Source organism: Zestomonas carbonaria (genome assembly GCF_904061905.1).
Classification (GTDB): Bacteria; Pseudomonadota; Gammaproteobacteria; order Pseudomonadales; family Pseudomonadaceae; genus Aquipseudomonas; species Aquipseudomonas carbonaria.
On record NZ_CAJFCI010000035.1, the window covers coordinates 1 to 24028 of the forward strand.

Annotated in this window: 23 protein-coding genes and 2 pseudogenes; 7 read left to right on the top strand and 18 right to left on the bottom strand. The window is 65.5% G+C overall.

Annotated features, from left to right (window positions below):
• A partial coding sequence (locus PSEWESI4_RS08545) for an aldehyde dehydrogenase family protein (RefSeq protein WP_210768836.1) occupies positions 1-686 on the bottom strand: 686 nt, incomplete at its 3' end.
• Positions 687-906: 220 nt separating this feature from the next.
• Positions 907-1269, bottom strand: a complete 363-nt coding sequence (locus tag PSEWESI4_RS25395) for a GFA family protein (RefSeq protein WP_187670779.1) — start codon at positions 1267-1269, stop codon at positions 907-909.
• 146 nt (positions 1270-1415) lie between these two features.
• Between PSEWESI4_RS25395 and PSEWESI4_RS08555 the strand changes: the two are divergent.
• The 4 genes and pseudogenes from PSEWESI4_RS08555 to PSEWESI4_RS08570 form a co-directional block, all read left to right on the top strand.
• A pseudogene (locus PSEWESI4_RS08555) lies at positions 1416-1657 on the top strand (transposase); the annotation flags it as partial.
• A gap of 210 nt (positions 1658-1867) precedes the next feature.
• Positions 1868-2797 (top strand): tetratricopeptide repeat protein, encoded by a 930-nt coding sequence (locus tag PSEWESI4_RS08560; protein ID WP_187670780.1) that lies wholly within the window; start codon positions 1868-1870, stop codon positions 2795-2797.
• Positions 2798-2900: 103 nt separating this feature from the next.
• A complete protein-coding gene (locus tag PSEWESI4_RS08565; RefSeq protein ID WP_187670781.1) occupies positions 2901-3332 on the top strand; it encodes a hypothetical protein in 432 nt (143 codons plus the stop codon).
• 7 nt (positions 3333-3339) lie between these two features.
• Complete coding sequence (locus PSEWESI4_RS08570) at positions 3340-3822, top strand: helix-turn-helix domain-containing protein (RefSeq protein WP_235978904.1); 483 nt, start codon at positions 3340-3342, stop codon at positions 3820-3822.
• Positions 3823-3836: 14 nt separating this feature from the next.
• Here the strand turns inward: PSEWESI4_RS08570 and PSEWESI4_RS25400 are convergent.
• The 6 genes and pseudogenes from PSEWESI4_RS25400 to PSEWESI4_RS08595 all read right to left on the bottom strand — a co-directional run.
• A pseudogene (locus tag PSEWESI4_RS25400) lies at positions 3837-3990 on the bottom strand (type I methionyl aminopeptidase); the annotation flags it as partial.
• Between the two features lie 17 nt (positions 3991-4007).
• Positions 4008-6494, bottom strand: a complete 2487-nt coding sequence (locus PSEWESI4_RS08575) for an efflux RND transporter permease subunit (RefSeq protein ID WP_187670783.1) — start codon at positions 6492-6494, stop codon at positions 4008-4010.
• 24 nt (positions 6495-6518) lie between these two features.
• Positions 6519-7574, bottom strand: coding sequence for a WD40/YVTN/BNR-like repeat-containing protein (locus PSEWESI4_RS08580; RefSeq protein ID WP_187670784.1), 1056 nt, complete (start codon positions 7572-7574; stop codon positions 6519-6521).
• Between the two features lie 65 nt (positions 7575-7639).
• Positions 7640-8998: a DUF1329 domain-containing protein gene (locus PSEWESI4_RS08585; protein ID WP_187670785.1), complete on the bottom strand. Its 1359-nt coding sequence runs from the start codon at positions 8996-8998 to the stop codon at positions 7640-7642.
• Positions 8999-9039: 41 nt separating this feature from the next.
• The gene (locus tag PSEWESI4_RS08590; protein ID WP_187670786.1) at positions 9040-11019 is read right to left on the bottom strand and encodes a DUF1302 domain-containing protein; all 1980 of its coding nucleotides are present in this window, start codon (positions 11017-11019) and stop codon (positions 9040-9042) included.
• Between the two features lie 82 nt (positions 11020-11101).
• On the bottom strand, positions 11102-11659 hold the full coding sequence (locus PSEWESI4_RS08595; RefSeq protein ID WP_187670787.1) for an RBBP9/YdeN family alpha/beta hydrolase: 558 nt from the start codon (positions 11657-11659) through the stop codon (positions 11102-11104).
• 322 nt (positions 11660-11981) lie between these two features.
• Between PSEWESI4_RS08595 and PSEWESI4_RS08600 the strand changes: the two genes are divergently transcribed.
• A complete protein-coding gene (locus PSEWESI4_RS08600; protein WP_187670822.1) occupies positions 11982-12986 on the top strand; it encodes an AraC family transcriptional regulator in 1005 nt (334 codons plus the stop codon).
• A gap of 15 nt (positions 12987-13001) precedes the next feature.
• Here PSEWESI4_RS08600 and PSEWESI4_RS08605 read toward each other — a convergent pair whose 3' ends face one another.
• From PSEWESI4_RS08605 to ppk2, 10 genes are all read right to left on the bottom strand, one after another.
• Positions 13002-13730, bottom strand: coding sequence for a hypothetical protein (locus tag PSEWESI4_RS08605; protein ID WP_187670788.1), 729 nt, complete (start codon positions 13728-13730; stop codon positions 13002-13004).
• Positions 13731-13850: 120 nt separating this feature from the next.
• Positions 13851-14861: a YeiH family protein gene (locus PSEWESI4_RS08610; protein ID WP_187670789.1), complete on the bottom strand. Its 1011-nt coding sequence runs from the start codon at positions 14859-14861 to the stop codon at positions 13851-13853.
• Positions 14858-15193: a Rieske (2Fe-2S) protein gene (locus tag PSEWESI4_RS08615; RefSeq protein ID WP_187670790.1), complete on the bottom strand. Its 336-nt coding sequence runs from the start codon at positions 15191-15193 to the stop codon at positions 14858-14860. Before PSEWESI4_RS08615 ends, PSEWESI4_RS08610 begins: the two co-directional genes overlap by 4 nt.
• Positions 15190-15840 (bottom strand): DsbA family protein, encoded by a 651-nt coding sequence (locus tag PSEWESI4_RS08620; RefSeq protein WP_187670791.1) that lies wholly within the window; start codon positions 15838-15840, stop codon positions 15190-15192. The genes PSEWESI4_RS08615 and PSEWESI4_RS08620 overlap by 4 nt, the downstream gene beginning before the upstream one ends.
• Positions 15837-17147: an MFS transporter gene (locus PSEWESI4_RS08625; protein ID WP_187670792.1), complete on the bottom strand. Its 1311-nt coding sequence runs from the start codon at positions 17145-17147 to the stop codon at positions 15837-15839. The genes PSEWESI4_RS08620 and PSEWESI4_RS08625 overlap by 4 nt, the downstream gene beginning before the upstream one ends.
• A gap of 237 nt (positions 17148-17384) precedes the next feature.
• Complete coding sequence (locus PSEWESI4_RS08630) at positions 17385-18437, bottom strand: BKACE family enzyme (RefSeq protein WP_187670793.1); 1053 nt, start codon at positions 18435-18437, stop codon at positions 17385-17387.
• A gap of 123 nt (positions 18438-18560) precedes the next feature.
• Positions 18561-19409: a TauD/TfdA dioxygenase family protein gene (locus PSEWESI4_RS08635; RefSeq protein ID WP_187670794.1), complete on the bottom strand. Its 849-nt coding sequence runs from the start codon at positions 19407-19409 to the stop codon at positions 18561-18563.
• Positions 19410-19419: 10 nt separating this feature from the next.
• Positions 19420-20400, bottom strand: a complete 981-nt coding sequence (locus PSEWESI4_RS08640) for a quinone oxidoreductase family protein (protein ID WP_187670795.1) — start codon at positions 20398-20400, stop codon at positions 19420-19422.
• Between the two features lie 214 nt (positions 20401-20614).
• Positions 20615-21283, bottom strand: coding sequence for a DUF3313 domain-containing protein (locus tag PSEWESI4_RS08645; protein ID WP_187670796.1), 669 nt, complete (start codon positions 21281-21283; stop codon positions 20615-20617).
• Between the two features lie 16 nt (positions 21284-21299).
• Entirely contained in the window at positions 21300-22118 is an 819-nt protein-coding gene (ppk2, locus tag PSEWESI4_RS08650; protein ID WP_187670797.1) for a polyphosphate kinase 2, read from the bottom strand.
• A 318-nt stretch (positions 22119-22436) separates the two neighbouring features.
• Here ppk2 and PSEWESI4_RS08655 point away from each other — a divergent pair, with 318 nt between their 5' ends.
• Together PSEWESI4_RS08655 and PSEWESI4_RS08660 are read left to right on the top strand one after the other, a co-directional pair.
• On the top strand, positions 22437-22790 hold the full coding sequence (locus tag PSEWESI4_RS08655; protein ID WP_187670798.1) for a DUF3302 domain-containing protein: 354 nt from the start codon (positions 22437-22439) through the stop codon (positions 22788-22790).
• A 3-nt stretch (positions 22791-22793) separates the two neighbouring features.
• Positions 22794-23753 (top strand): HlyD family secretion protein, encoded by a 960-nt coding sequence (locus PSEWESI4_RS08660; RefSeq protein WP_187670799.1) that lies wholly within the window; start codon positions 22794-22796, stop codon positions 23751-23753.
• The last annotated feature ends 275 nt before the right edge of the window (positions 23754-24028 follow it).

Here is a 24028-nt window from a genome sequence, read left to right on the forward strand (position 1 = left end):
GCGGGGTTCGGTGGGGGACTTCTCTCTCCGTCTGCCCGGGGCCAGGACAGTTGGATCCAGGTGGTCTTCAGTTCGCAGTATTGGTCGTGGGCGTAGACCGATTTGTCGCGGCCGCCGAAGCCGGATTGCTTGTAGCCGCCGAAGGGGGTGGAGATGTCGCCTTCGGAGAAGCAGTTGACCGACACGGTGCCGGCGCGGATGGCCGAGGACACGCGGTGGGCGGTGTTGATGTCATCGGTCCAGAGCGAGGCGGCGAGGCCGTAGCAGGTGTCGTTGGCGATGGCGATGGCTTCCTCTTCGGTGTCGAAGGTGATCACCGCCAGGACCGGCCCGAAGATCTCGTCCCGGGCCACGGACGATGCATTGGTCACGTCGTCGAAAATGGTTGGCGCGACGAAATAGCCGCCACTTTCCGGGAACAGGCGCACGCCACCGGTGACCAGGCGGGCGCCTTCGGCCTTGGCCTGCTCGATGTGCGCCAGCACCTTCTCCATGTGGGCCTGCTCGATGAGTGCGCCCAGGCGGACGGAAGGGTCCTGCGGGTCGCCGGTGGTCCAGTCTTCGAGCTGGTGCAGCATTTCTTCGAGCAGCGCGTCCTTCACGGAGCGGTGGACGATCAGCCGTGAGCCGGCCGAACAGTTTTCTCCCATGTTCCAGAAGGCCGCGCTCAGTACATTGCCGGCCACCGCCTGGAGGTTTCCGGCAGGCGATTTCCGACTTGCCGGCCAGCCCGAGCTGCGAGCATTTCTTCGGGCTGCTGTTCGGAAGGCGACCTGGCCGGGCGGAAGAAGTTGTGTAGTCCGGTTGCCCGGGAGAGAACGTCGAGGGCGGCACTTCCCTTGTCCTTGTCAGGCGGATAAGGCTATGGGGTGTCCGTGCTTCGCTGCGACGATACCGGGCATCGCTTCATGGCCGACTGTCAGTGAGTAACCCTATGAACTCTTCCTTCGAAAGCGTCCTGAAATGCAAGAACCTGGCGCACCTGGGCAGGGCGGGAGCCATCGCCTTGACGATGCCATGGGTGCTCACCAACGGCGACCCGCACTGCTTGCAGAAACACCGCCTATTCCCCGGTGACGACTCGTAGCCGTGGACGAATTCCTTGCCCGCGCCCCAGTGGAACTGGTCCGGATCGACGATACCCCAGGTCACGAACGCCGCCCCGTGCGCCTTGCGGCACATCGAACAGTGGCAGTTGCCCAGCAACTTGAACGAACCAGTGATCTCGTAGCGCACAGCCCAGCACAGACAACTGCCACTCATCGTCATGTCACCCACCTCGGATTCCACCGACAGTTAGCCGCAACATAGTCGGCGGTGACGGTGCAGGTTGTGCGGGGGCGGACTGCCGGCATGCCGTGCCGGCTCGACAACTTGCCGCCCCACACATCCCAAACCGTAGGGTGGATGATCACTGCAACCCGCACAGCCCCTGGCAGCACGGCAGCAATGAGAACATCCACGGCCTGATCCGCCAGTACCTACCCATGGGCACAGATCTGTCGGTACATAACCAGGAGGAGTTGGATGCCATCGTTCTGCAATTGAACATGCGCCCCGCAAGCGCTTCGACTTCAAATGCTCGATCGATGGCATGGGAGAAGTGATGCACAAAACCATAGCTATGCGACATGAAACTCCGGCTTCAACTCAATAGCCGTGTTGCACTCGGCTCCTGCAACCGCCGGCTTTCCCTAATGGATGGTTCCCTTTTCCATCCACGTCCGTTGGGATTGGATTTGACGTGCTGATATTGGCAAGGCAATCGACAGGCAAATGCTAATGATTTTTATTTGACATACGTTTTTACTATGCTATAAATATTTTTTTGGCATTAAATTAATTCTCTTGAACATTATCCACAACCATGGAAGGTAAAGTAATGAGAGTTTCAGCGCTTAGTACGATCACGCTTTCGCTTCTCTTTATCCAGAGCTCTGCTCATGCAGACTCGATATTGGATATTGCCAACCAAGTGAAAAGCCAAGGTTGGTTCAAATCATGTAGCCAAGCCCTCCCAAGACTCAACTCCATTAGTGAGCCATCTCCAAGCTCCCCTGACTGGAAAGTCTACATCAAGATCAAAGCTGGTTGCCTTTCAGAACTACGCCGTGATGCGGAAGCCATAGCCTACATCAACAAGAAACTCCCTGATGCGAAAAACGATAGCGAAATTAGTGAGTACTTGGGCACTAGTTATATCAGGCTCGGGAGTTTCGACAAGGCTACAGAAGTTTTAGAGGCTTCATTGATCGGGGCAGATAATAGCAGGCTTTCAGAAATTTACAGCAAGCTAGCACTTTCCTATTCCCAGCAAGCTACTCAACTTTCACCCACCGATACGCTCGAGCAAACCAGAGTCTTGAAGAAGGCAGAGTCTGCTGCACTTGAGGCGATTAAGCTCGGAAACCCTGCTGCTCCCCATTTCTATACTCAACTGGGGCAGATTCAGATACTCAAAGGTGACTTCGTCGCTGCTGAGAACACTCTCAATCTGGCATTGAGTGTGAATGAAAGCTACAAATGGGAGAAACTCGAATTAAAGCCCATCATGGAAGCTGAAATTTTGATGGCGCAAAGCCAGGCCAGGCGGTACCAGGGTGACGATGTCGGTGCTGACTACATGGCTGAGGAAGCCATCCGGAAATCTCCCACAGAAAGTCTAAAAATTGTAATGCAACAGATTCACGAAGCATCTAAAACCGCAACTTCTTTACAGCGTAAAAGCCATAAGGATGATTCCGGCAAACACAATCTATTAAATCAGATTTACATCCCGCTCGACGAAGACATCTAAGGAAGGATTAAATTATGAAAAGAATTCTACTCACAACTCTTGTTACGTATATTTTCCTACCAGCGACGTCTTACGCAGGCTATTCCTCTGCAATGATAATGTGGTGTCCACCTCCGGCAGGGTATTTTCCTTGCACAACGCAGAACATGCCAGTGAATATAAATCCTCCGCCCATCTCCTTTTAATCTTGAAGAATCTGCTCTTAGTACTACTAATAACTTCTACTCAAGCAATGGCCGACTCCTTCGTGTCGGCTATTGACTTGGGCGGCACACCCTGCCCATTGCTCAAAAAAGCCACGAGGCTAAATCTTTTACACGACTCGACAATTTGGCTGGAGGGTTTCTTGAGCGCCCAACATCCTGAAATTTCCGAGTGGAACGATCTGGTTCATAAAAAATTTGATCGAAGTCAAAAAGAGGCTTTCGTAATCGCATTTTGCAGGAAATATCCAGAAGCGACACTTCGTGACGCAGCCATCTCACTGCTTGACTTTATCGAATATGAGAGAGGGTATCGCCCGAGAAGACTTTGACGTGCCAATGCGCACCGCAAACTCTATCTCAACGATGCTGGAGGTGGTTCGCCATATCGCGGGCGAGGAACTGATCAGCGCGGTTCAGGAAGTGCTTAGCTGTGACAAGTTGCGGGAGGCCCTGGATGTCTCGGTGGTGGCGATCGACCTGGACCCGACCTTGCCGGAAGCCTTGAAGCTCGCCCTGGAACTCATGCACAACAACATCGAGGAGCCCGTGGATGTCGGGGAGATTTCACGCTATGTGGGGATCTCGAAACGTCATCTGGAGCGACTCTTCTGCCGGCACGTGAAAGCCACCCCGCCCCGCTACTACATGGAGTTGCGCCTCACCCGCGCGCGTCAATTGCTGCAACAGGCGAACAAATCCTTGACGGAGGTCTCGGTGGCCTGCGGGTTCAAGACGCTGTCCCACTTCCATCGCTGCTTCCGCCAACTATTCGGCATGGGGCCTCGGGAGTTTCGTGAAAGCAACCGGTACACCGCCTGAGTCGCAGGGGGACGGGCGTCCTTGGCGTATCTGTGGCCGATATCGCCCAGCCGGGCACCGGGCTTGACCGTGCGGGGCGATCTGCCCGATGCGGTACATCTTGCTGGAGTCGGCGATGAAGCCGTCCTTCTCCAGCGTAATGCCCAGGTTCACGATGTCGCCGTTTCTCCGCTTCCGGCCGCCGCTCAGGCCGGCACCGCCTCGGCGCGGCGGCTCTTCTTCCTCTCCGTGCGGGTCTGCCCGGCGCTGGGCAGCAGGAAGTGCGACAGCGCCGGGATCAGGATCAGCGCGCCGAGCATGTTCCAGAGGAACATGAAGGTCAGCAGGATGCCCATGTCGGCCTGGAACTTGATCGGCGACCAGGCCCAGGCGACCACCCCGGCGGCCAGGGTGATGCCGACCAGCGCCACCACCCGGCCGGTGAAGGCCACCGCGTTCTTGTAGGCGTCCGACAGCGACAGGCCCTGGCGCTGGTAGTGCAACTGCACGCTGAGCAGGTACAGCGCGTAGTCGACGCCGATGCCGACGCCGAGGGCGATCACCGGCAGGGTCGCGACCTTCACGCCGATGCCCATGACCACCATCAGCGCCTCGCAGAGGATCGAGGTGAGCACCAGCGGCAGCAGCGCCACCAGCGCCGCGCGCCAGCTACGGAAGGTGATCAGGCAGAACAGGATCACCGCCAGGTAGACGTAGAACAGCATGGTGCGATTGGCCTCGCGCACCACGATGTTGGTCGCCGCCTCGATGCCGGCGTTGCCGGCGGCGAGCAGGAACTGGTGCTCCGGCGTGCTGTTCTCGCGGGCGAAGCGCTCGGCGATTGCCACCACCTCATCGAGGGTCTGCGCCTTGTGGTCCTTGAGGAAGGCGATCACCGGCATCAGCGAGCAGTCGGTGTTGAACAGCTCGGGGGTGTTCACCGAAGCCTGCTGGGCGGCGTAGTTGAGCACGTTCTGGTTGCGCTGCAGGCTGTTCATCTTCGGGTTGCCCTCGAAGGTGCCGGCGGTGATCTGCCGTACAGCGTTGACCAGCGACACCGTGGTCTGCACCCCCGGGTGCTGTTGCAGCTCCCAGGCCAGGCGGTCGGCGAGTACCAGGGTCTGGTAGTTCAGGCAGCCTTCCGGCGGGGTCTTCACCATCACCGCGAACAGGTCGCTGGACAGCGCGTAGTGGCTGGTGATGTAGGCGTTGTCGCGGTTGTAGCGCGAGTCGGCGCGCAGCTCCGGGGCGCCGCTGTCGAGGTCGCCGATCTGCAACTGCAGGGCGACCCAGAAACCGCCGAGGCCCATCAGCGCCGCCACCAGCACCGCGCCGGTCGCCCAGCGCCGGGTGGTGAAGCGGTCGAGGAAGTCCCAGACGTGGCCGAAGCCACGGTGCGCGGCGGCGTTGGTGTCGATGCGCAGGGCGCGCTCGGCGGCCTTGCGGCCGACGCCGACGTAGGACAGCGCCACCGGCATCATCAGCAGGGTGGTGAAGATCAGCACGGCGACGCCGATGCTGGCGGTGATCGCCAGGTCCTGGATCACCGGGATGTCGATCAGCATCAGCACGGCGAAGCCCACCGCGTCGGCGAGCAGCGCGGTGACGCCGGCGAGGAACAGGCGGCGGAAGGTGTAGCGCGCCGCCACCAGCTTGTGGGTGCCACGGGCGATGTCCTGCATGATGCCGTTCATCTTCTGCGCCGCGTGGGACACGCCGATGGCGAAGATCAGGAACGGCACCAGCACCGAGTACGGATCAATGGCGTAGCCCAGCCAGGCGACGATGCCGAGCTGCCAGACCACCGCGGTCAGCGAGCAGGCGACCACCAGCAGGGTGCTGCGCACGCAGCGGGTGTACAGGTAGATGATCGCCAGCGAGGTGAGCACGGCGAGGCCGAAGAACATCATCACCTGGATCAGCCCGTCGATCAGGTCGCCGACCAGCTTGGCGAAGCCGATCACCCGGATCTTGTACTGGCCGCCGCCATCCTCTCCGGCCTGGCGCGCCCGGCTGTCGCCGGGGAACTCGTACTTGTCGCGCAGCCGCTCCTCGAGCAGGCGGGAGAACTGGTGGTAGTCGATGCCCTGGCCGCTGGCCGTGGCGCGGTCGAGCAGCGGCACCACCAGCATGCTCGACTTGAAGTCGCTGGCCACCAGGCTGCCGACGATGCCGGCGCGGTTGATGTTCTGCCGCAACTGCTCGATGTCCTCCGGCCGCCCGGCGTAGCCGTCGGGCATCACCGGGCCGCCCTGGAAGCCTTCCTCGGTGACCTCGGTCCAGCGCACCGCCGGGCTCCACAGCGATTTCATCCAGGCGCGGTCGACGCCCTGGGCAAGGAACAGCTCGTCGTTGACCTGCTTGAGCACCTCCAGGTACTCGGGGTCGAAGATGTCGTCCCGGGTGTTCTCCACCACCACCCGCACGCTGTTGCCCAGCCCGCGCAGCGACTGGCGGTTCTCCAGGAAGTTCTGGATGTATGGCTGGCCGTGGGGAATCATTTTCTCGAAGCTCGGCCGCAGCTCCAGGCGGGTCGCCGCCTGGTAGCCGAGCAGCAGGGTGAGCGATGCCATGACCAGCACGAACAGCAGGCGATGGTTGAACACCAGGCGTTCCAGCAGGTTGCCGCTGCGTCGGTCGAAGTCGCGCGGGTCGCTGATCACCGGCATGGTGTCTTGTTTGATGGTGCCCATCTCGGGTCCTCGCTGTCTGTTCGGTTATTGCGTGGTGAGCCGGCGCACGCCGTGGCCGCCGACCAGCACCAGGCCGTCGTCCACCGCGACGGCACCGGCCACCGGCGCCTGCTGGGCCTGCGTCAGTAGCTGCAGGGCGTTGCCGTCGTCGCGTAGCAGGTGTCCGGCCTGGGTGAACAGCCGGTAGTGCCCCTGAGCATCGAGGGTGGCGGCGGTGATGCTGACTTGCAGGCCGCTGTCCAGCGCCTGCCAGTTCCGGCCGCCGTCGCGGCTGCGGAACACGTGGCCGCGCAGGCCGTGGACCAGCACCTCGCCGGGCCGGCCGATGACGCCGAAGAAGGTGCCCTGGTAGGGCGACGGCAGGCTGGTGAAGCGCTCGCGCCCGGCATCCCACTTCAGCACCAGGCCCTGCTCGCCGACGATGTAGAGGCCGTCGCCGGTGGAGGCGATGGCGTTGAGGTGAAAGCCCTGCGGGTTGTCGACGCGGTCCAGCAGCGGTTGCCAGTGCCGGCCGCCGTCGCTGGTGCGCAGGATCAGGTTGAATACGCCGACTGCGTAGCCGGTCCGCTCGTCGGCGAACCAGACGCCGAGCAGCGGCTTGTCGGCGCCCTCATCCACGAAGCGCTGGCCTTCGGCGAGCAGCTCGGCCCAGCGCGGCTGTTCCGGCTCGGCGGCGGCCAGGGCTGCGTAGTGCTCGACCATCAGCGCGCCGATCCGGCGGCCGTCGAGTTGCTTCTGCCAGCTACGGCCGCCGTCGACGCTGTGCAGGATCACGCCGTCGTTGCCGACTGCCCAGCCCTGCGCCGGGGTGGGGAAATGCACGGCGTTGAGGTCGGCGCTGACCGGCACCTCGGCCTGCTGCCAGGTCTGCCCGGCAGTGTCGGAATACAGGATGTGGCCACGCTGGCCGACGCTGACCAGCCGTGCGCCGGCGTGGGTGACAGCCAGCAGCGGGCTGCGCACGGCCAGTTCGCTGTGCTGCGCCGGCAGGTCGAGCACGTCGACGAAGGGCGCCGCCTGGCCGAGCGCGGGCAGCGCCGCCAGCAGCAGGGCGCGGGCGATCCGCTTGGAAGACAACATAAGGGGTACCTCGAAGTCGGAAGGCCGCCGCCCCTCGTGAGGGACGGCGGCCGGGAGCGGCGCTCTCAGCGGATGCCGGCGCCGGCCAGCGACTCGGCGGACCACTGCGCCTTGGTCAGCGGCTCGATGTAGCGGATGCCGCCGTACGGGCCGACGATACCGTTGATGTTGTAGGAGTTGCCCACCAGGTCGTAGACCATGAACGGCGTGGAGTCCGGCACCTGCTTGTCATAGCTCTGGCTGAGGAAGGCGAACGAGCCACGGAACAGCTCGCCGCGCGCGTCGTACTGGTCGGAGGCCAGGGCCACCCAACTGTCCTCGTCGAGGTAGAAACGACGCTTGGCGTAGACGTGCCGCGCGCCGGCCTTCAGCGTGCCCTCGACCACCCAGACGCGGTGCTTCTCCCAGCGCACGAAGTCCGGCGACAGGTGGTTCGGCGTCATCACCGGCTTCGGGTCGGCGGCGTAGGTCAGCTTGTAGGTGTTGTAGGGCACGATCAGCTCGCGCTTGCCGACCAGCTTCCAGTCGTAGCGGTCCAGCGCCCCGTTGAAGACGAACACGTCGTCGTAGGTGCCGGCGCCGGCGGTGCCCGGGTTCGGCGTGTCGTAGGCGAGGCTCGGCGCCAGCTTCACGCGGCGCTGGCCGGGCAGGTACTGCCAGGCGCGGCGCGGCTGTTCGACGGCGTTGGCCGCGTCCTTGAGCATGATCGCCTCGCCGGCGCGGCGTGCCGGGCCGGTGTAGTACAGCTTCATCTGGTAGTAGACGCCGGTGCTGTCGATCGGCTGGCTGAGGTTCTCGTAGATCGGGTAGTTGATGAACGCCATGCCGGTGGTGGCCAGGGTCGCGACGCCAGCGGCATCGACGTTCCAGGAGTCGTACTTGGAGTTGATGGTCACCCCCTGGTAGCGCAGCAGGTGGTTCCACATCGCCTCGGCGCCGGACTGCGGGATCGGGAACGGTACGCCCGGCAGCACGTTGTCGATGGCCAGGCCGCCGTTCAGCGACTTCGCGCCGGTGGCGTTCTTCACGCTGTTGTCGAGCACCGCCTGGGGCATTGCCACGGTGCGGTGGGTCGGGTAGACGTCGATGCGGAAGCTCGGGTAACGCTTGGCCAGTTCGACGCTGGTGGCGGTCAGTTGCTCCTGGTACTGGGCGACGTTCTTGCCGTCGATCACCAGCAACGGCTGCTCGCCGGCGAAGGGATCGGGACGGATACTGTCGCCCGGCTTGAAGCCGGCCGGGGCGGTGGTCAGGCCGCCCTCGTAGGCGGGGATGCTGCCATCGGCGCTGGCGGCTTTCTCGGCGCCGACCTGGGTCAGGCTGGCGCCGAGCTGGGCGGCTTCGGCCGGCGATACGGCGGCCTGGGCGGAACCGGCGAAGGCCACCACCAGGGAAGCCGCCATCAGAGTGGGTACGAATTTCATCTCGTAGGTCTCCTGCTTGGCTGTGCCAAGCGCTGCGGTAATCAGAAGGTGGTCTTGAAAGTCAGGTAGACCGCGCCACGGTCTTCCGTGGTGGCGCCGCCGCCCGAGAAGGAGGAGTAGCCGCCGGCGTAGCAGGTGTAGCGCTCGGTAGCGTCCAGGGCATTCGGCGTGGCACCGTCGGTGGCGCCGTCGTCGCACTTCTGCGCATCGCCGAAGGAGTCCACGTACTTGAGGTCGACGAAGTACTTGTTGTAGATCGCCGCGCTCAGGCCCACCGAGTAGTTGCCGGTGTCCTCGGCACCGCCGGCGACGACCGGGGAAACGCCGTCGAGGCCGAGGTTGATCGACATGGGTGCGCTCAGGTCGAGGCCGGGGAGAACCTGGTACCAGGTCGGGGTGAAGTTGACCGCCAGGCCCCAGTTGTCGCGGGTCGGCTTGTCGATGCCGCGGTAGGTGCCCTTGCCCTTGTAGAGCGCCTCGTTCTTGCTATCGAGGCTGATCAGGTTGCTGTAGTACAGCTCGCCAAGCAGGCTGGCGGAGTCGAAGAAGGGCGTATCGGCAATGGCCATCAGACCGTTGATGGTCCAGTGCAGGGTGTCGCCGGTGGCACTCATGCTGTCGCCGTCGCGCGGCAGGTCGGTGACCACCCCGGATCCGGCGCTGCGCGCCGGCAGCACGCCGAGGCCGGCCGCCAGGCCACCCGGGCCGGTGGCGCTGAGCAGTGCCGGAATGCTGGCCAACGGCATGTTCCGGCGGAAGTTGAGGTCGCTGCCGACGCTGACCCCGCCGAACTCCTTGGACAGACTCAGGCCGTAGATGTCGACCTGGTCGCCGTAGGCGAAGCTGTAGCTGGTGCCAGCCAGGGACTCGACCAGGCGGCAGACACCGGTACCCTGCGGGTTGACCACTCCGCCCGGCGCCACCACGCAGCCGCCCTGGGTCAGCGACAGCGAGCGGGCATCCAGTACGGCTTGCGGCAGGATGTCCGAGGTCCTGCGGTAGTAGGCGCCCAGGGTGCCGTCCAGCCACTCTGGCGACCACTTGGCCATCAGCCCCCAGTCGCCACGGTCGTCGGGCGTGTAATCGTCGCTGCGGCGCACGTTGGTCAGCGCATCCTGGCCGAGGAAGCCCGGCGGCGTCGCGGTATGGCCGAGCAGGAACGACTGCGCGCCCTCGCCCACCAGGTCGGAGCCGCCGTAGTAGGTGCCGGCCTCCGGCAAACGCGCGGCATCCCAACTGAAGAAATACTGCGCCGCCAGGGTCAACTCCGGGTTGACGGTGAACGAGACGGAAATCTGCTCGCGCGGCACGAACAGTTCCTTCGCCTCGGTGCCCGGCGACGCCGCCAGCTTGGCCAGGTCCAGGCCGGACTGGCCATAGCTCACCGAATGCACCGGGTTGAGCAGGGTCTCGCCCCAGAACACGTTGTGCTGGCCGGCCTTGATGCTGAGCAGCGACTCTTCGCCGATCTCGGTGCTGTAGAACAGGAAGGAGTCGAGGATCTCGCCGGACGGGCCGCTGTAGTAGCGCTTGGCGTAGCGGCTGAGGTGCGGGTTGCCGTTGCCCAGGCCATCACGGTTTGTGAACGCGCCGACCAGGGGATGCTCGCCGACCATGCCGCTCGCCGCATCGTTGCCGTTGACGAAGGGGTTGGAGTTGGAGCCGGTGTTGTCGTAGGCCTTGTCGTACCAGCTCGCGGCGCTGACGCGAAAGCCCATGCTGTTCCGGTAGACCACGTCCAGCTCGGTAAGCAGGTCGATGCGGTTGGTGATGTTGGTGCCGGAGCGGCGGAAGTTGTAGTCGCCGTCGTTGCTGTTGGGGGTACCGAGCATGCGCTTGTCGGCACTCTCGGTGCGCACGCCGTAGTTGTACTTCACGGTGTTGTCGAAACGCACCGCCCAGTCGGGACTGCCGGTGTCGATCTCCATGGCCGGCACCACCGGCGCGCCGAGCGCGGCGGCGACGGCCGAGGCCAGCAGGCATCGGCGCAGGATCACGGGACTCTTGTTGTTGTTCGTCATGCGTTGGCTCCGCTTCTTGTTGTAATGGTTTGCTGCCGTGGACCGGTCGCGTGGCGATGCCGGCGACCGCGGCCGGGCCGGATCAGTGATCCAGCACTCGGATGAGGGCGTCGGCCTGTGGCCAGTCGCCGAAGCCGGACGCGGGGTTGAGATGGCCGACGGCGCCGAGATCGACCAGGGTGCTGCCCCACTGCGCCGCCATGTGGCGAGCCGCCTCGGGGCTGGCCAGGTGGTCGTTGCGGCTCGCCGCGAGCAGGCTGGGGAACGGCAGGCGCTGGCCCGGCAGCGGCGACCAGCCGTGCTCGCGCAGGGTCTCGGGGGTGGGGTAGTTGGCCGGCCAGGTGGCTTCGAGGTCCGGCGGCGTGGCCAGCAGCGCGCCACGGATCGGCCGCTGGTGGCGGGCCGCCCAATGCACCACCATCAGCACGCCGGCGCTGTGGGCGACCAGGATCACCGGCCCTTCGATGCTCTCCAGCTCGTGCTGGATCGCCTCGACGCGGGCATCCAGGCTAAGCTTGTTTTCCGTCAGTGGCGGCACGCTGCGCACCTTGGGCAGGCGGGCGGCGAGCAGGGTCTGCCAGTGCTCGGGCACGTGGTCGCGCAGACCGGGGACGATGAGGATTGTTGCGTTGTCTTTCACGTCATCACCTGGCGGTTCTTTCCGTGAGACAGACAGTAGAGAGGCAGCCTGCGGGGTGCTTCGCAATGGGCGTCAGTGACTTCGCAATTGATGACACGCCCGTACCGGCGGGTGATGCGCGGATTGTTGGCCAGGCCGCGGGCGGCGCGGGTCGCGGCGTCGACAGGGGCTCCGGCCGGGCCGATCGGTGGCGGCGCTCCGGCTTGTCCGGGCCGGGTAAACATGCAAGATAGGCTTAACTTTTCATGACAAGAAGGCCGGATCGGGCATGCCCCGTCACTGGTCATGGCGTCTCCGTGGAGCCTGGTACATGACCACGATGATGGTCCGCGCAGCGGGCTTGACCAACTACCTGGAAGTGGCCCGCCACCTGGGGCTGAATCCGCAGCAGCAGTTGCGCGACGTCGGCCTCAGCCTGACGATCCTCGACAACCCCGAGCAACGCATCCCCACCGCGTCGGCGCTCCTGTTGCTGGAAAACGCCGCGAAGACCAGCCAGTGCCAGAGTTTCGGCCTGCGCATGGCCGAGTCGCGCCAGCTCGCCGACTTCGGCGCGATCAGCCTGCTGCTCACCCACCAGGCGACCCTGCGCGACGCGCTGGCGACCATCGCCCGCTACCGCCACCTGGTCAACGAGTCGCTGGCGATCTACGTCGAGGAGCAGGGCAAGCTGGTGATCCTCCGCGAGGAAATCCTCTCCGATCCGCCGATGGCGTCACGCCAGGGCATCGAGCTGGCCATCGGCGTGCTGTTCCGTTTGTGCAGCGCGCTGCTGGGCGCGCACTGGCGGCCCTTGAGCGTCAATTTCACCCACGACGCGCCGGCGGAAACCCAGGTGCACCGCCGGGTGTTCGGCTGTCAGTTGGAGTTCGGCAGCGAGTTCAATGGCATCGTCTGCCTGGCCGCCGACCTCGATAAACCCAACCCCCTGGCCGATCCGGCGATGGCGCGGCACGCGGAGCGCTTCGTCGAGTCGCTGCCGAGTGCCAGCGAGCAGACCACGCTCAACGAGGTGCGCAAGGCGATCTACCTGCTGCTGCCCATGGGCCGGGCGAGCATCGAGCAGATCGCCCTGTCGCTCGGCCTCAACGTGCGCACCCTGCAGCGCCGCCTGGAGGACGGCGGGATGACCTTCTCCGAACTGATCAACGAGGTGCGCCGGGGCCTAGTGGTGCGCTACATGGAGAACCCGCGCTACTCGCTGAGCCAGATCGCCGACCTGCTTGGCTACTCGGTGCCCAGCTCGTTCACCCGCTGGTTTTCCAGCCAGTTCGGCCAGACCCCGGCCAGTTGGCGTAACGAACGCCTCAAGCATCCGCCCGCCTGAGGCGCCCGCGACGGCTTAGTCCGAGGGCGCCGCCGCCAGCTCGTCAAGGTCGCTGATCGCGCGGGCGAGGTAGAAGCCGGCGCCGCCGCTGAGGCGGCCGTTGCCCTCGCGCAACTGGCTCCTGACGAAGCGGTAGGTGTTGTCGATCTTGCCCAGCTCGCCGGCACGCTGCGGATAGCGTGCCTGCAGCCGTTCGAAGCGCTGGCCGACCTCGGCGTCTAGGCGCCGCACCTCGTCGGTCCCCAGCGCGAAGGGCTGCGGCTCCGGCAGCGGATAACCGCGCAACTGGTAGTCCAGCAGCAGGGTCGCGATGGCCTGGCTCTGGGCACCCAGTTCCCCGGCCCACGGCTCGTCCGGCAGGCCGGCCGCCGTCGCCTCGGCTGCCTGCCGCAGCGTGCCGCCGGCCACCAGCAACTGGCGGACCAGTGGCGGGAACTGCGCCGCCTGCTGGCGCGGCAGGCCCTCGAGGGTCTCGAAGAGCCCCTTCATGGTCAGCAAGGGCCGGCGCAGCGACTCCGGACTCCCCAACTGGACCACCAGCGTCTCCAGTGTCATGAGCTGGTGGTAGACCGTCGTCAGCCCGCGCGAATCGGGCTCCCGCTCCCGCGGATCGAAATAGGCCATCGCGCTGGCGCAGAGCAGTCGACTGCGGCTGCCGAGTTCGTTCAGGCGCTGGGCATCGCTGGCCTCTCCGCAGGCCAGCAGGGGATACAGCAGGCAGAGCAGCGACAGGGTCTTTCGCATCGTTCGGCATCCTTCTTGTCGTTATGGCGGATCGACAACGCAAAAAAAGCCGCGAACGCAGACGGGAACACTGCGGCGCGGCTGAAAGCTCTGTGGAAGGCAGAGCGTCGATGAAACCGGTCAGCCGCCCCAATGCAGCATCGCCAGCACCAGCGCGGCGAGGAAGGCGGTTTCGCCGACCATCAGCAGGATCGGCTTGATCCCCACCGTGGCCAGCTCCTTGAGCTGGGTCTTCATGCCCAGCGCGGCAATGGCGATCACCAGGCACCAGCGCGACAGCTCGTTGCCGGCGTTCTGCACCAGGGACGGTACCCAGCCGGTGCTGTTAAGCGCCGCCAGCAGCAGGAAGCCGACGGCGAACCAGGGCAGCAGCGGCGGTCGCTTGGCGCCCGGCTCGGCGCCGCTGGCGCGGGCGACCATCGCCGCGCAGACGATCACCGGCAGCAGCATGGCCACGCGCATCAGCTTGACTACCGTGGCGCTGTCGCCGGTCTCCTGCGACATGCTGTAGCCGGCGCCGACCACCTGGGCGACATCGTGGATGGTGCCGCCGAGGAAGATCCCGGCCTGCAGCGGGTCGAGATCGAAGGCGCGGGCGAGCATCGGGTAGAGGATCATCGCCAGGGTCGACAGTGCCGACACTCCGATCACGGTGAACAGCGTGGCCTTCTCCTTCTGCGGGTGGCTGGGCAGCGCGGCGGCCAGGGCCAGCGCGGCGGAGGCGCCGCAGATCGCCGTGGCGCCGCCGGTGAGCAGGCCGAACAATTGGTTGAAGCCCATGGCGCGGGCCGCGACGATCGACACCAGGATGGTGACGCTGACCAGCAGCACCACCATTAGCACCGGATGCCAGCCCAGCTCGGCGATCTGCGCGAAGGTGATCCGCAGGCCGAGCAGGGCCACGCCGATGCGCAGCACCTCGCGAGCGGTGAACTCTATGCCCGGCTTGCACACGCCATCGACGGCGAGGAAGTTGATCGACATGCCCAGCAGCAGGGCGAGCAGCAGCACCGGCGCGCCATAGTGTTCGGAGAGGAAGGTGGCCGACGCGGCGACCATGGCGCTGACGATGATGCCGGGCATCAGTGTGCGGCTCCGCGTTCCCAGCGCGGCGATGGTGGTGGTGCTCATGGAGTGGGTACCTGGAAGGTGGATTCGCTGAGATCGATGAAACAGGCGTCGCCGCGCCATTCGAGGGGATAGCGGGCGACACCGAGGTCGCGGCGGCCGGCCAGGCAGCCGCTGGCGAGGTCGAAACGCAGGCCGTGGGCCGGGCACTGGATGAAGCGGCCGTCCAGCTTGCCGCCGAACAGCGAGGCGCCGGCGTGCGGGCAACTGTCGTCGAGGGCGAACAGCGTGCCGTCGACGTTGACCAGCAACACGCATCGGCCGGCATGCCGGAACAGGCCGCGACCGCCGGAAGCCGGCAGTGCCGAGGCGGGAATCTCCACCCAGTGGCTCATGACGGCTCCCGCGCGCAGGCGCGTTGCAGGCTGTGCAGCAGAACCTCCGGCTGCTGGGCGCCGACCTGCGCCAGGCGGCCACCGAACACGAAGCCCGGCACGCCGGTTCCCCTCAGCTCGGTATCGCGCTCGATGAAGGGACGCGCGTCATCGCGCAGGACTGGTTCCAGCCACTGGGGGTCGAAACCGCAGGACTGCGCCGTGCTCAGCAGCGTGGCTCGGTCGCCGAGATCCTCGCCATGCTGGAAGTAGGCGGCGAACAGCCGTTCGAGCAGCGCTTCGAGCTGTGCCGGGCTACCGAGGTCTGCGGCGCGTTCCAGCAGGCGATGGGCGTTGGCGGTATTGGGCATGCTCTGGATGCGCTGCAGATCGATATCCACCCCGGCCAGCGCGGCGGCGGCCTGCACCTGTGCCAGGCGCGCCAGCACCGCCGACTCGCTGCCCAGCCGTCCCAGGTAGAACTCGGCGAACGGCAGGCCCTCGGCAGGCACGAATGGCAGCAACTGCCTACCGCGCCAGCGCAGCTCGATCGCCTGCTCCGGACGCAGGGCCCGCAGGCGGCGCAGCGCGCGATCCAGGTTGCGCTTGCCGATCAGGCACCAGGGGCAGATGAAGTCGAAGCTCATCTCCACCGACAGCGTGTTCATGCCTGAACCCCCATCGGCGAGCCGGGCAGCGGCTGTGGGCCGAGTCGCTGGATGTCGCGGTGGTAGTGGCGCTTGGCGTAGGCAAAGACCAGGGCGGCAGCGATGCTGATCAGCGGCACCAGTTGGAAGGCACGATCCAGCCCCAGCACGTCGGCCAGAACGCCGGTGAGCAGGGGGCCGGGCGCCAGGCCGAGCAGGTTGTTGGCCAGGGTCAGGGTGGCGAACGCCGTGCCGTGCACCGCGACATGGGTGAGGTTGGCGACCATCGCCCCGGCCGGCCCGGAAGTGCCGGTGGCGACCAGCATGCCGAGGGCGATCAGCGCCAACTGCAATGCGCCGGCCGGCAGTTGGAAGGCGCTGCCGAGCAGCAGGCAACTGATCAGGCAGAAGGCGATGGCCAGGGCGATCTTGCGGTCCGGGGAATGGCGGCACAGCCGGTCGCTGAGCATGCCGCACAGCACCATGCCGGCGCCGCCGGCGAGGACGATCAGTGCCGAGACCATGCCGGCCTGGTCGGTAGCCATGTGGTAGTAGCGGTTCAGGTAGCTGGGGAACCAGACCATCACTGCGGCGCCGACGAACAGTTGCAGGCCGCTGCCGACGTAGGCGCAGACCACCGAGCGGGTGGCGAACAGGCTGCGCAGCGGACGTTCGCCACCACTCTCGGCCTTGGCGCGGACCCGGGGTGTGCCGATGCGTGCCTCGCGCACCACCAGCGGATAGAGCACCGCCAGCACCAGGCCGAACAGCGCCATGCCGGCGAACGCCCAGCGCCAGCCGAAATGCTCGGCGAGCACGCCGCCGAGCCCCATGCCGAGCACCGAGCCGAACATGCCGCCGGCCATGAAGGCGCCGGTCAGGGTGGCGCGCAGATGGCGCGGGAACACCGAGAGCACCACGGCGATGCCAACGCTGCCGTAGGCGGCCTCGCCGACACCAACCAGGAAGCGGGCGACGAACATCTGTTCGAAGTTGTCGGCCAGGCCGCAACCGAGGGTGGCCAGGCTCCACAGCACGGCCATCAGCGCCAGGCTGCGCACCCGGCCGAAGCGGTCGGCGAGCAGCGACAGCGGGAAGGTCAGCAGGCCGACCATCAGGGCGACGATGCCGCTCAGCAGGCCGAGCTGGGCATCGCTCAGCGCCCACTCGCCCTTGAGCAGCGGGAACACCGCGTTGAGCACCTGCCGCGACATGTAGTCGGAGATCAGCAGGCCGAAGGTCAGGGCGAACACCACCCAGGCGTAGGCGCGCGGCACGCTGGGGGTATGGTCGTCGTGGTCGCCGGCGGCGACGGGATGGAAAGCCATGGTGGTACCTCGAAGCGGTGCTTCGTCTTATTGTTCTGGTCGATACAGGTGGCCTGCGAAAGAGCACCCGCGAAGGCTGATACCAGTCAGTCAAGCGGCTATCCCGCTGCTTTCAAAGCCCGGCATGTCGTGACTGGCATTGACCGCGAAGGCGCTCTTTCGCACGCAACCTGAAACGGCCGGGGCGCGGCGTGGGCGCCCCGGCCGGAACGGCCCGTTTCCGGGCCACTCACTGGTTCAGGCGCGCTGCGGCACGCCCTTTTGCCCGGCGCGGCGGTTCGGCGACATGCCGTTGGCCAGCAGGGTTTCCTCGATGCTCGCGTACTGCACGCCGATCCGGTAGATCTCGCGCGCCTCCTTGCCATTGGCCACCTCGCGGCCCAGCTCGTGGGCGACCCGCACGCACTGCTGGATCTGCTCCACCGAGGTCATGCGCTGGCCGTGCTGGCCGACGATGGTGTCCTCGATGCCGCAGCGCGGGTGCAGGCCCATGGCCATGGCCATCATGTTGAACGGCAGCACGTTCTTCAGCAGCGACTCGGCGGTGACGGTGGCGCCGTCCGGGGCGCGGTGCACGAAGTTCATGAAGTTGAATGGGTTGGGGCCGTCGAAGCCGCCGCCGATGCCGATCCAGGTGAGGTTCAGCGGGCCTTTGTAGGCGCCCTTGCGCACCAGGCGCTCGAGGGTTTCCAGGGCGTGCATGCCGGTCAGTTGGAAGTGCGGCTGGATACCGTTGGCGGTCAGCCGGCGCAGGTGCTCCTCGACCCAGGCCGGGCCGGCCGGCACGGTCATCTCGCTGTAGGCGGCCTGGTAGGCCGGGTTGGCCAGCGAGGTGCCCTCCAGGTATTCCGGATAGAGCAGCTCCATGATGTTCATCTGCGTGGTGTTGATCGCCACGGTGACCTGGTCCGGCTTCGGAGTCAGCTCGGCGAGCATGTGGCGGGTGTCGTCGGACAGCCACTTGGCCGCCTCGCCCTCGCCTTCGGGGGCGAACGAGATCGAGCCGCCGACCTGGATGATCATCTCCGGCACCGCCTCGCGGACACCGGCGATCAGCTCGTTGAACTTCGACAGGCGCTTGGAGCCGGTGCCGTCCAGTTCGCGCACGTGCAGGTGCAGCACGGTGGCGCCTGCCTCGTAGCAGTCGACGGCCTTCTGGACCTGCTCGTCCATGGTCACCGGGATGTCTTCCGGGAAGTCGGCCGGCATCCACTCCGGGCCGTAGGGGGCGACGGTGATGACCACCTTGTCCTGGTTTTCCGGGTGCAGCGAGTCGTCGAAGAATTGCATGGTCGGGGTCCTCGGTTCGTTCTTGTCGAAACGCCTGGCCCCGCGACGGTGGGGCGGGACCGGGCAAAAGGGTTAGGGGCTGTTAACGCTTCGGCACGAACCGCGACGGAGCGTTGACAGACCCTAGAAGGGCTTGTCGCCGATGATCCCGGCGCGCTCCATCTTGCGGTGGCAAGGCGGGTAGTCCATCACCGCGTAGTGCTGGGTACTGCGGTTGTCCCAGATCGCCACGCTGTTGGGCTGCCAGCGCCAGCGCACCTGGAACTCCGGGATGTAGGCCTGGCTGACCAGGTAGCGCAGCAGGTCGGCGGCGCCGGGATTGGCGTCCTGGCCGAAGCGCACGTTGGCCGGCGTGTGGTAGTTGCTGAAGTGGGTGGTGAAGGCGTTGACGAACAGCACCTTCTCGCCGGTCTCCGGATGGGTGCGCACCACCGGGTGCTCGGCGTCCGGGTACATGGCCTTGAGCGCCAGGCGTTTCTCGATCGGCATCGCCGCACCGAAGCTCGCCTCGATGCTGTGCCGCGCGCGCAGGTCGGCGATGCGCTCCTTGATCCCGGCCGGCAGCATCTCGTAGGCCAGCGCCATGTTCGCCCACAGGGTGTCGCCGCCCACCGGCGGGCATTCCACGCAGCGCAGCACGCAGCCCAGCGGCGGCGCCTCGCGCCAGGTGGCGTCGGTGTGCCAGGCGTTCTCGTAGCGGTCGTTGGGGGCGTCCGGCGACTTGTAGATGCGCACCAGCCCCGGGTGCTCCGGATCGCTGCCGGCCACCGGGTGGTCTTCCAGCTCGCCGAAGCGACGGGCGAAGGCGACGTGCTCGGCGCGGCTGATGTCCTGGTCGCGGAGGAACAGCACCTTGTGCTTGAGCAGCAACTGGCGGATCTCGCCGAACAGGTCATCGTCGCGGGCGGCGTCGCCCAGGTTCACGCCGATGAGTTCGGCGCCGATGCTGCAGGTCAGTCGTTCGACACGCATGGTGGTCTCCTCAGAGCACGAAAATCGACGAGCCGGTGGTCTTCCGCGCTTCCAGGTCGCGATGCGCCTGGACGGCATCCTCCAGCGCGTAGTGCTGGTTGATGTCGATGCGGATGCGGCCGCTGCCGACGTGGTCGAACAGCTCGCCGACCAGTTCGGCCTTCTCCGCCGGGTCGGCGATGTAGTCGGCCAGCGCCGGGCGGGTGATGTAGAGCGAGCCCTTCATCGCCAGCAGCACCGGGTCGAACGCCGGGATCGGCCCGGAGGCGGTACCGACGCAGACCAGCAGGCCACGGCGCTTGAGCGAGTCCAGCGAGGCCATGAAGGTGTTCTTGCCGACGCTGTCGAACACCACGTCGACGCCGCGCCCGCCGGTCAACTCGCGGACCCGCGCGGCGATGTCCTCGTCGCTGTAGTTGATCACGTGATCGCAGCCATGGGCGCGCGCCACTTCGGCCTTGGCCGCGGTGGACACGCTGCCGATCACGGTCAGGCCGAGCAGCTTGGCCCACTGCGAGACGATCAGCCCGACCCCGCCGGCGGCGGCGTGCAGGAGGATGCTGTCGCCCTCGCGGAAGGCGTGGATGCGGCGCATCAGGTAGGCCGAGGTGAGGCCGCGCATGGTCATCGCCGCGGCGGTCTCGAAGGCGATGGTCTCCGGCAGCTTGATCAGCGGTGCGGCGGGGATCAGCCGCTCGGTGCTGTAGGCGCCGAGGGTGTTGAGGAAGCCGGTGTAGGTGACCCGGTCGCCCGGCGCCACGTTGTCGACGCCTTCGCCCACCGCCACCACCACGCCGGCGGCTTCCACGCCCATGCCGTTCGGCAGCGGAATCGGATAGGTACCGTTGCGGAAATAGGTATCGGCGTAGTTGAGGCCGACGGCGACGTGCCGCAGGCGTACCTCGCCCGGGCCGGGGTCGCCGACCTCGACATCCTCGTAGCGCAATACTTCCGGTCCACCGGTCTCGTAGAAGCGGACGGCTTTGGCCATGCCTGTTCTCCAATCTGCATGTTGCGTATCGGGCCGATGGCCCATGCAGCGGACTCTAGGCAGGCGCGGGGACGGGTGCTTCTCATCCCGCGACAGCGGCTTTTCATTTCATGACAGGGAGCGGCACGCCTGCCGGGAGGCGTGCCGAGAGGCAATGCCAGGGAGCCCGTCTCGCAAGCGGGACACCAGGCTCAGGGCCGAATGTCGATTCGGCCTAGCGGTGACGCAACCGTGTGTAGCTCAAACGCATGTCTCGCGCCCAGCCGTCGAGCACGCCCTTGACGTCCTGCACGCTGATGGTCTGCGCGGAGCTCTCCAGCGGCTGGCCGGTTCCCTTGCGTACCACCTGGGCGACCACCGCGCTGGTGTCGCCATCGAGGAAGTTCGCCTCGGTGGCGATCCGGGTGTCCTGGTCGCGAATACCGGCAGCGGTACTGACGCCCGCGGCGACCAGGGCAATGGGAATGACCTCGTAGGGCTTGAGCGACTGGGTCTGGCTGCCCACCGCGGTGATCGCCGGGCGCAGTACCAGGCTGTCGCTGTTCGGCGAGTCAACCACCGGCAGAGCTTGGCCCAGCTCGTGCTTGAGAGCCTGGCTGTAGTAGCTGGCGATACCGTCCAGGGTCTGCTGCGACAACCGCTCGGACGGTGCCGGCCGTGGGTAGTACTGCACCGGCTCGATGTAGAAGCTGGTATAGCGCTCGAGTTTCAGGTTCGGGTCGACCCACGCCAGCACTGTCGTGCCGGAGACGTTCTCCTGAGCGGTCAGGCGCGAATAGTCTTGCAGGAAGCCGGAGTATTCGTCCGGCTTGACCTGATTGTCGGCGCAGCCGACGAGCCACGCCAGCATCAGGAGGGGCATTGCTTGCAGGTATCGCTTCATGATCTGCCTCCTTGGTTCAGAAGCTCTCGGCAACCATCTTGAAAGGATAAGGGGCGGCCTTGTACTTCCCGATCTTGCCGCGCTTGGGTAACGTCACCTTGTGCCCGCGAGTGATGTCCTCGTAGGGAATCTGCTGCAGGAAGTGGCTGATGATGTTCAAGCGCGCCTTGCGCTTGTCCTCCGAGCGCGCTATGTGCCAAGGCGCCCAGGATGAATCGGAGGCGGCGAACATTTCGTCGCGCGCGCGGGTGTAGTCATCCCAGCGCGAGTAGGACTTGAGGTCCATGGGCGAGAGTTTCCACAGCTTGCGCCCATCGCTGATGCGATCCTGCAGGCGGCGGGTCTGCTCCTCGGCGCTGACCTCCAGCCAGTACTTGATCAGGATGATTCCGGACTCCACCATCATCCGCTCGAACAGCGGCACCACCTCGAGGAACTTGCGCGCCTGCTGTTCGCTGCAGAAGCCCATCACCCGCTCGACGCCTGCGCGGTTGTACCAACTGCGATCGAAGATCACCACTTCGCCGGCAGCCGGCAGATGCGCCAGGTAGCGCTGCGCGTAGAGCTGGCTCTTTTCCCGCTCGGTCGGCGCCGGCAACGCCACCACGCGGAACACCCGTGGGCTGACTCGATCGGTGATCGCCTTGATCACCCCGCCCTTGCCTGCACCGTCGCGCCCCTCGAAGACGATGCACACCTTCAACCCCTGCTGGACCACCCACATCTGCAGCTTCACCAGCTCGACGTGCAGGCGCTTGAGCTCCTCCTCGTAGGCTTTCCTGCCGAGCTTTTCCGGCGGCCCACCCTTGCTTTTCTTCCCCGCGGCCTTGGACATCGCACCCTCCCGTCAGCAAACCCGATTGCCATCTCCGCCTGTGTCGAGATGCCCGCCTGCCGCACGGTGGTGGCAGGTCAATCGAGTATGGATGAGGCGTGGCACTTTGCCGGACAAGATGGCGGTCGTCGCTCGGCGTGGAAGTTCCAGGCGATCTCCACGGCCGAAACTCCCCGGGAGCGGCCGCCGGGACGATGACCGGCAATCCGCCATGGATCATCCATACTCAGACGAACCTGCGGACGGCTCCCGAGGAAAACCGCGTCCGCGTAGCCAACACGCCGGGCCAATTCCAGGAGCACTCAGAAGGAACTTCGGATGCTGGATTACTTCGCCTTGGGCCTCTTGATCTTCGTGGGCATCGTGCTGTTCTACGGCATCATCGTTCTGCACGATATTCCTTACGAGATCGCCCAACACCGCAACCATCCCCACCAGGACGCGATCCACGCCGCCGGTTGGGTCAGCCTGTTCACGCTGCACGCCCTGTGGCCCTTCCTGTGGATCTGGGCCATGTTGTACCGCGAGGATCGCGGCTGGGGCTTCTCCGCCGGCAAGGGCGCAGGCAGCCGGGAAGCCGAGCTGCTCAGCGAGTTGGAGGAACTGCGCCAGCGCATCGAACGGCTGGAGGGCCAGACGGCCGCGAGCCCCACCGCGGGCCGGGAGGAATAAGCCATGGACCTGCTGCTCGTCCTCACCTATGCGGCCATTTGTGTCGCCATCTTCAAGATCTTCCGCATCCCGTTGAACAAGTGGACAGTGCCGACCGCCGTTCTCGGCGGCGTCGTGCTGATTGGCGCACTGATCTTCCTGATGAACTACAACCATCCCTATTCCGAAGTGGCGCGCACCTACTTCGTTTCCACCCCGGTCATTCCGGTGGTCAGCGGTCAGGTGGTCGAAGTGCCGGTGAAGGGCAATCAGCCGCTGGAGAAAGGCGATGTCCTGTTCCGAATCGATCCGACCCCCTTCGAGAACAGGCTCAAGTCGCTCAAGGCCCAGTTGGTCTCGGCCAGGGCCGACCAGTACCGGGCTCGCGAGCTGGCCAGGCGCAATTTCGGCAACCGCCGCGATGTCGACACCACCACCGCGCGGGTCGAGGACCTGCAGGCGCAACTGGGCATCGCCCAGTTCGAACTCGACCACACCGTAGTGAGGGCGCCGAGCAAGGGATTCGTGACCCATGTGTCGCTGCGCCCGGGCATGATCGCTGCCAGGCTCCCGCTGCGGCCGTCGATGGTCTTCATTCCCGACGAGGGTTTCTACCTTGTCGCCTGGATGCGGCAGAACAGCCAACTGCGCCTGACCGCCGGCGACGAGGCGGAAGTCGCCTTCGACGGCATCCCCGGCCGGGTCTTCAAAGGGCAGGTGAAGGACGTGATCGCGGTGATCGGCGAGGGGCAGGTGCAGCCCTCCGGCACGCTGATCAGCTTCAGCGGCTCGCCACCGCCAGGGCGGGTGCCGGTGATCATCGAGATCACCGATGCCGACTACGCGCAGTACGCCAGCCTGATGCCGGGCGGTTCCTACGGCCAGGCCGCGATCTACAGCCAGCATTTCCACCACGTGGCGGTGATGCGCAAGATCCTCCTGCGCATGGCGGCATGGATGAACTACATCTTCCCGTTCCACTGAAGCGCACAATGCCTTGCGTTCGTGCGCACCGTCCTCCGGCAAGCTGTCTCGCGCCATCGGTGCACATGGCGTTCAGCCGGGTGACATGGGTGATAGGTGTCGGGAGACATAGGTAACGCCTGTCGGGTGACATGGGTATTCCACGAGCGGTTCCGGTATTCCAGATTGACCAGGGACGCCACCGTCTTGCTTGTCAGCTAGCTCCTCAACCGACCCACTCCGCTGCAACCAACACCGCCGAGATGTCCCCATGAGGCATTTGTCCGGATAATGAC

Bases quoted from the DNA above. Each gene is read 5' to 3' on its own strand.
- PSEWESI4_RS08660 (WP_187670799.1), top strand. From the start codon at position 22,794: ATGGACCTGCTGCTCGTCCTCACCTATGCGGCCATTTGTGTCGCCATC.
- PSEWESI4_RS08605 (WP_187670788.1), bottom strand. From the start codon at position 13,730: ATGCGAAAGACCCTGTCGCTGCTCTGCCTGCTGTATCCCCTGCTGGCC.
- PSEWESI4_RS08610 (WP_187670789.1), bottom strand. From the start codon at position 14,861: ATGAGCACCACCACCATCGCCGCGCTGGGAACGCGGAGCCGCACACTG.
- PSEWESI4_RS08640 (WP_187670795.1), bottom strand. From the start codon at position 20,400: ATGGCCAAAGCCGTCCGCTTCTACGAGACCGGTGGACCGGAAGTATTG.
- PSEWESI4_RS08645 (WP_187670796.1), bottom strand. From the start codon at position 21,283: ATGAAGCGATACCTGCAAGCAATGCCCCTCCTGATGCTGGCGTGGCTC.
- PSEWESI4_RS08620 (WP_187670791.1), bottom strand. From the start codon at position 15,840: ATGAACACGCTGTCGGTGGAGATGAGCTTCGACTTCATCTGCCCCTGG.
- PSEWESI4_RS08630 (WP_187670793.1), bottom strand. From the start codon at position 18,437: ATGCAATTCTTCGACGACTCGCTGCACCCGGAAAACCAGGACAAGGTG.
- PSEWESI4_RS08635 (WP_187670794.1), bottom strand. From the start codon at position 19,409: ATGCGTGTCGAACGACTGACCTGCAGCATCGGCGCCGAACTCATCGGC.
- PSEWESI4_RS25395 (WP_187670779.1), bottom strand. From the start codon at position 1,269: ATGACGATGAGTGGCAGTTGTCTGTGCTGGGCTGTGCGCTACGAGATC.
- PSEWESI4_RS08590 (WP_187670786.1), bottom strand. From the start codon at position 11,019: ATGACGAACAACAACAAGAGTCCCGTGATCCTGCGCCGATGCCTGCTG.
- PSEWESI4_RS08655 (WP_187670798.1), top strand. From the start codon at position 22,437: ATGCTGGATTACTTCGCCTTGGGCCTCTTGATCTTCGTGGGCATCGTG.
- PSEWESI4_RS08615 (WP_187670790.1), bottom strand. From the start codon at position 15,193: ATGAGCCACTGGGTGGAGATTCCCGCCTCGGCACTGCCGGCTTCCGGC.
- PSEWESI4_RS08575 (WP_187670783.1), bottom strand. From the start codon at position 6,494: ATGGGCACCATCAAACAAGACACCATGCCGGTGATCAGCGACCCGCGC.
- PSEWESI4_RS08585 (WP_187670785.1), bottom strand. From the start codon at position 8,998: ATGAAATTCGTACCCACTCTGATGGCGGCTTCCCTGGTGGTGGCCTTC.
- ppk2 (WP_187670797.1), bottom strand. From the start codon at position 22,118: ATGTCCAAGGCCGCGGGGAAGAAAAGCAAGGGTGGGCCGCCGGAAAAG.
- PSEWESI4_RS08625 (WP_187670792.1), bottom strand. From the start codon at position 17,147: ATGGCTTTCCATCCCGTCGCCGCCGGCGACCACGACGACCATACCCCC.
- PSEWESI4_RS08600 (WP_187670822.1), top strand. From the start codon at position 11,982: ATGGTCCGCGCAGCGGGCTTGACCAACTACCTGGAAGTGGCCCGCCAC.
- PSEWESI4_RS08560 (WP_187670780.1), top strand. From the start codon at position 1,868: ATGGAAGGTAAAGTAATGAGAGTTTCAGCGCTTAGTACGATCACGCTT.
- PSEWESI4_RS08580 (WP_187670784.1), bottom strand. From the start codon at position 7,574: ATGTTGTCTTCCAAGCGGATCGCCCGCGCCCTGCTGCTGGCGGCGCTG.
- PSEWESI4_RS08570 (WP_235978904.1), top strand. From the start codon at position 3,340: ATGCGCACCGCAAACTCTATCTCAACGATGCTGGAGGTGGTTCGCCAT.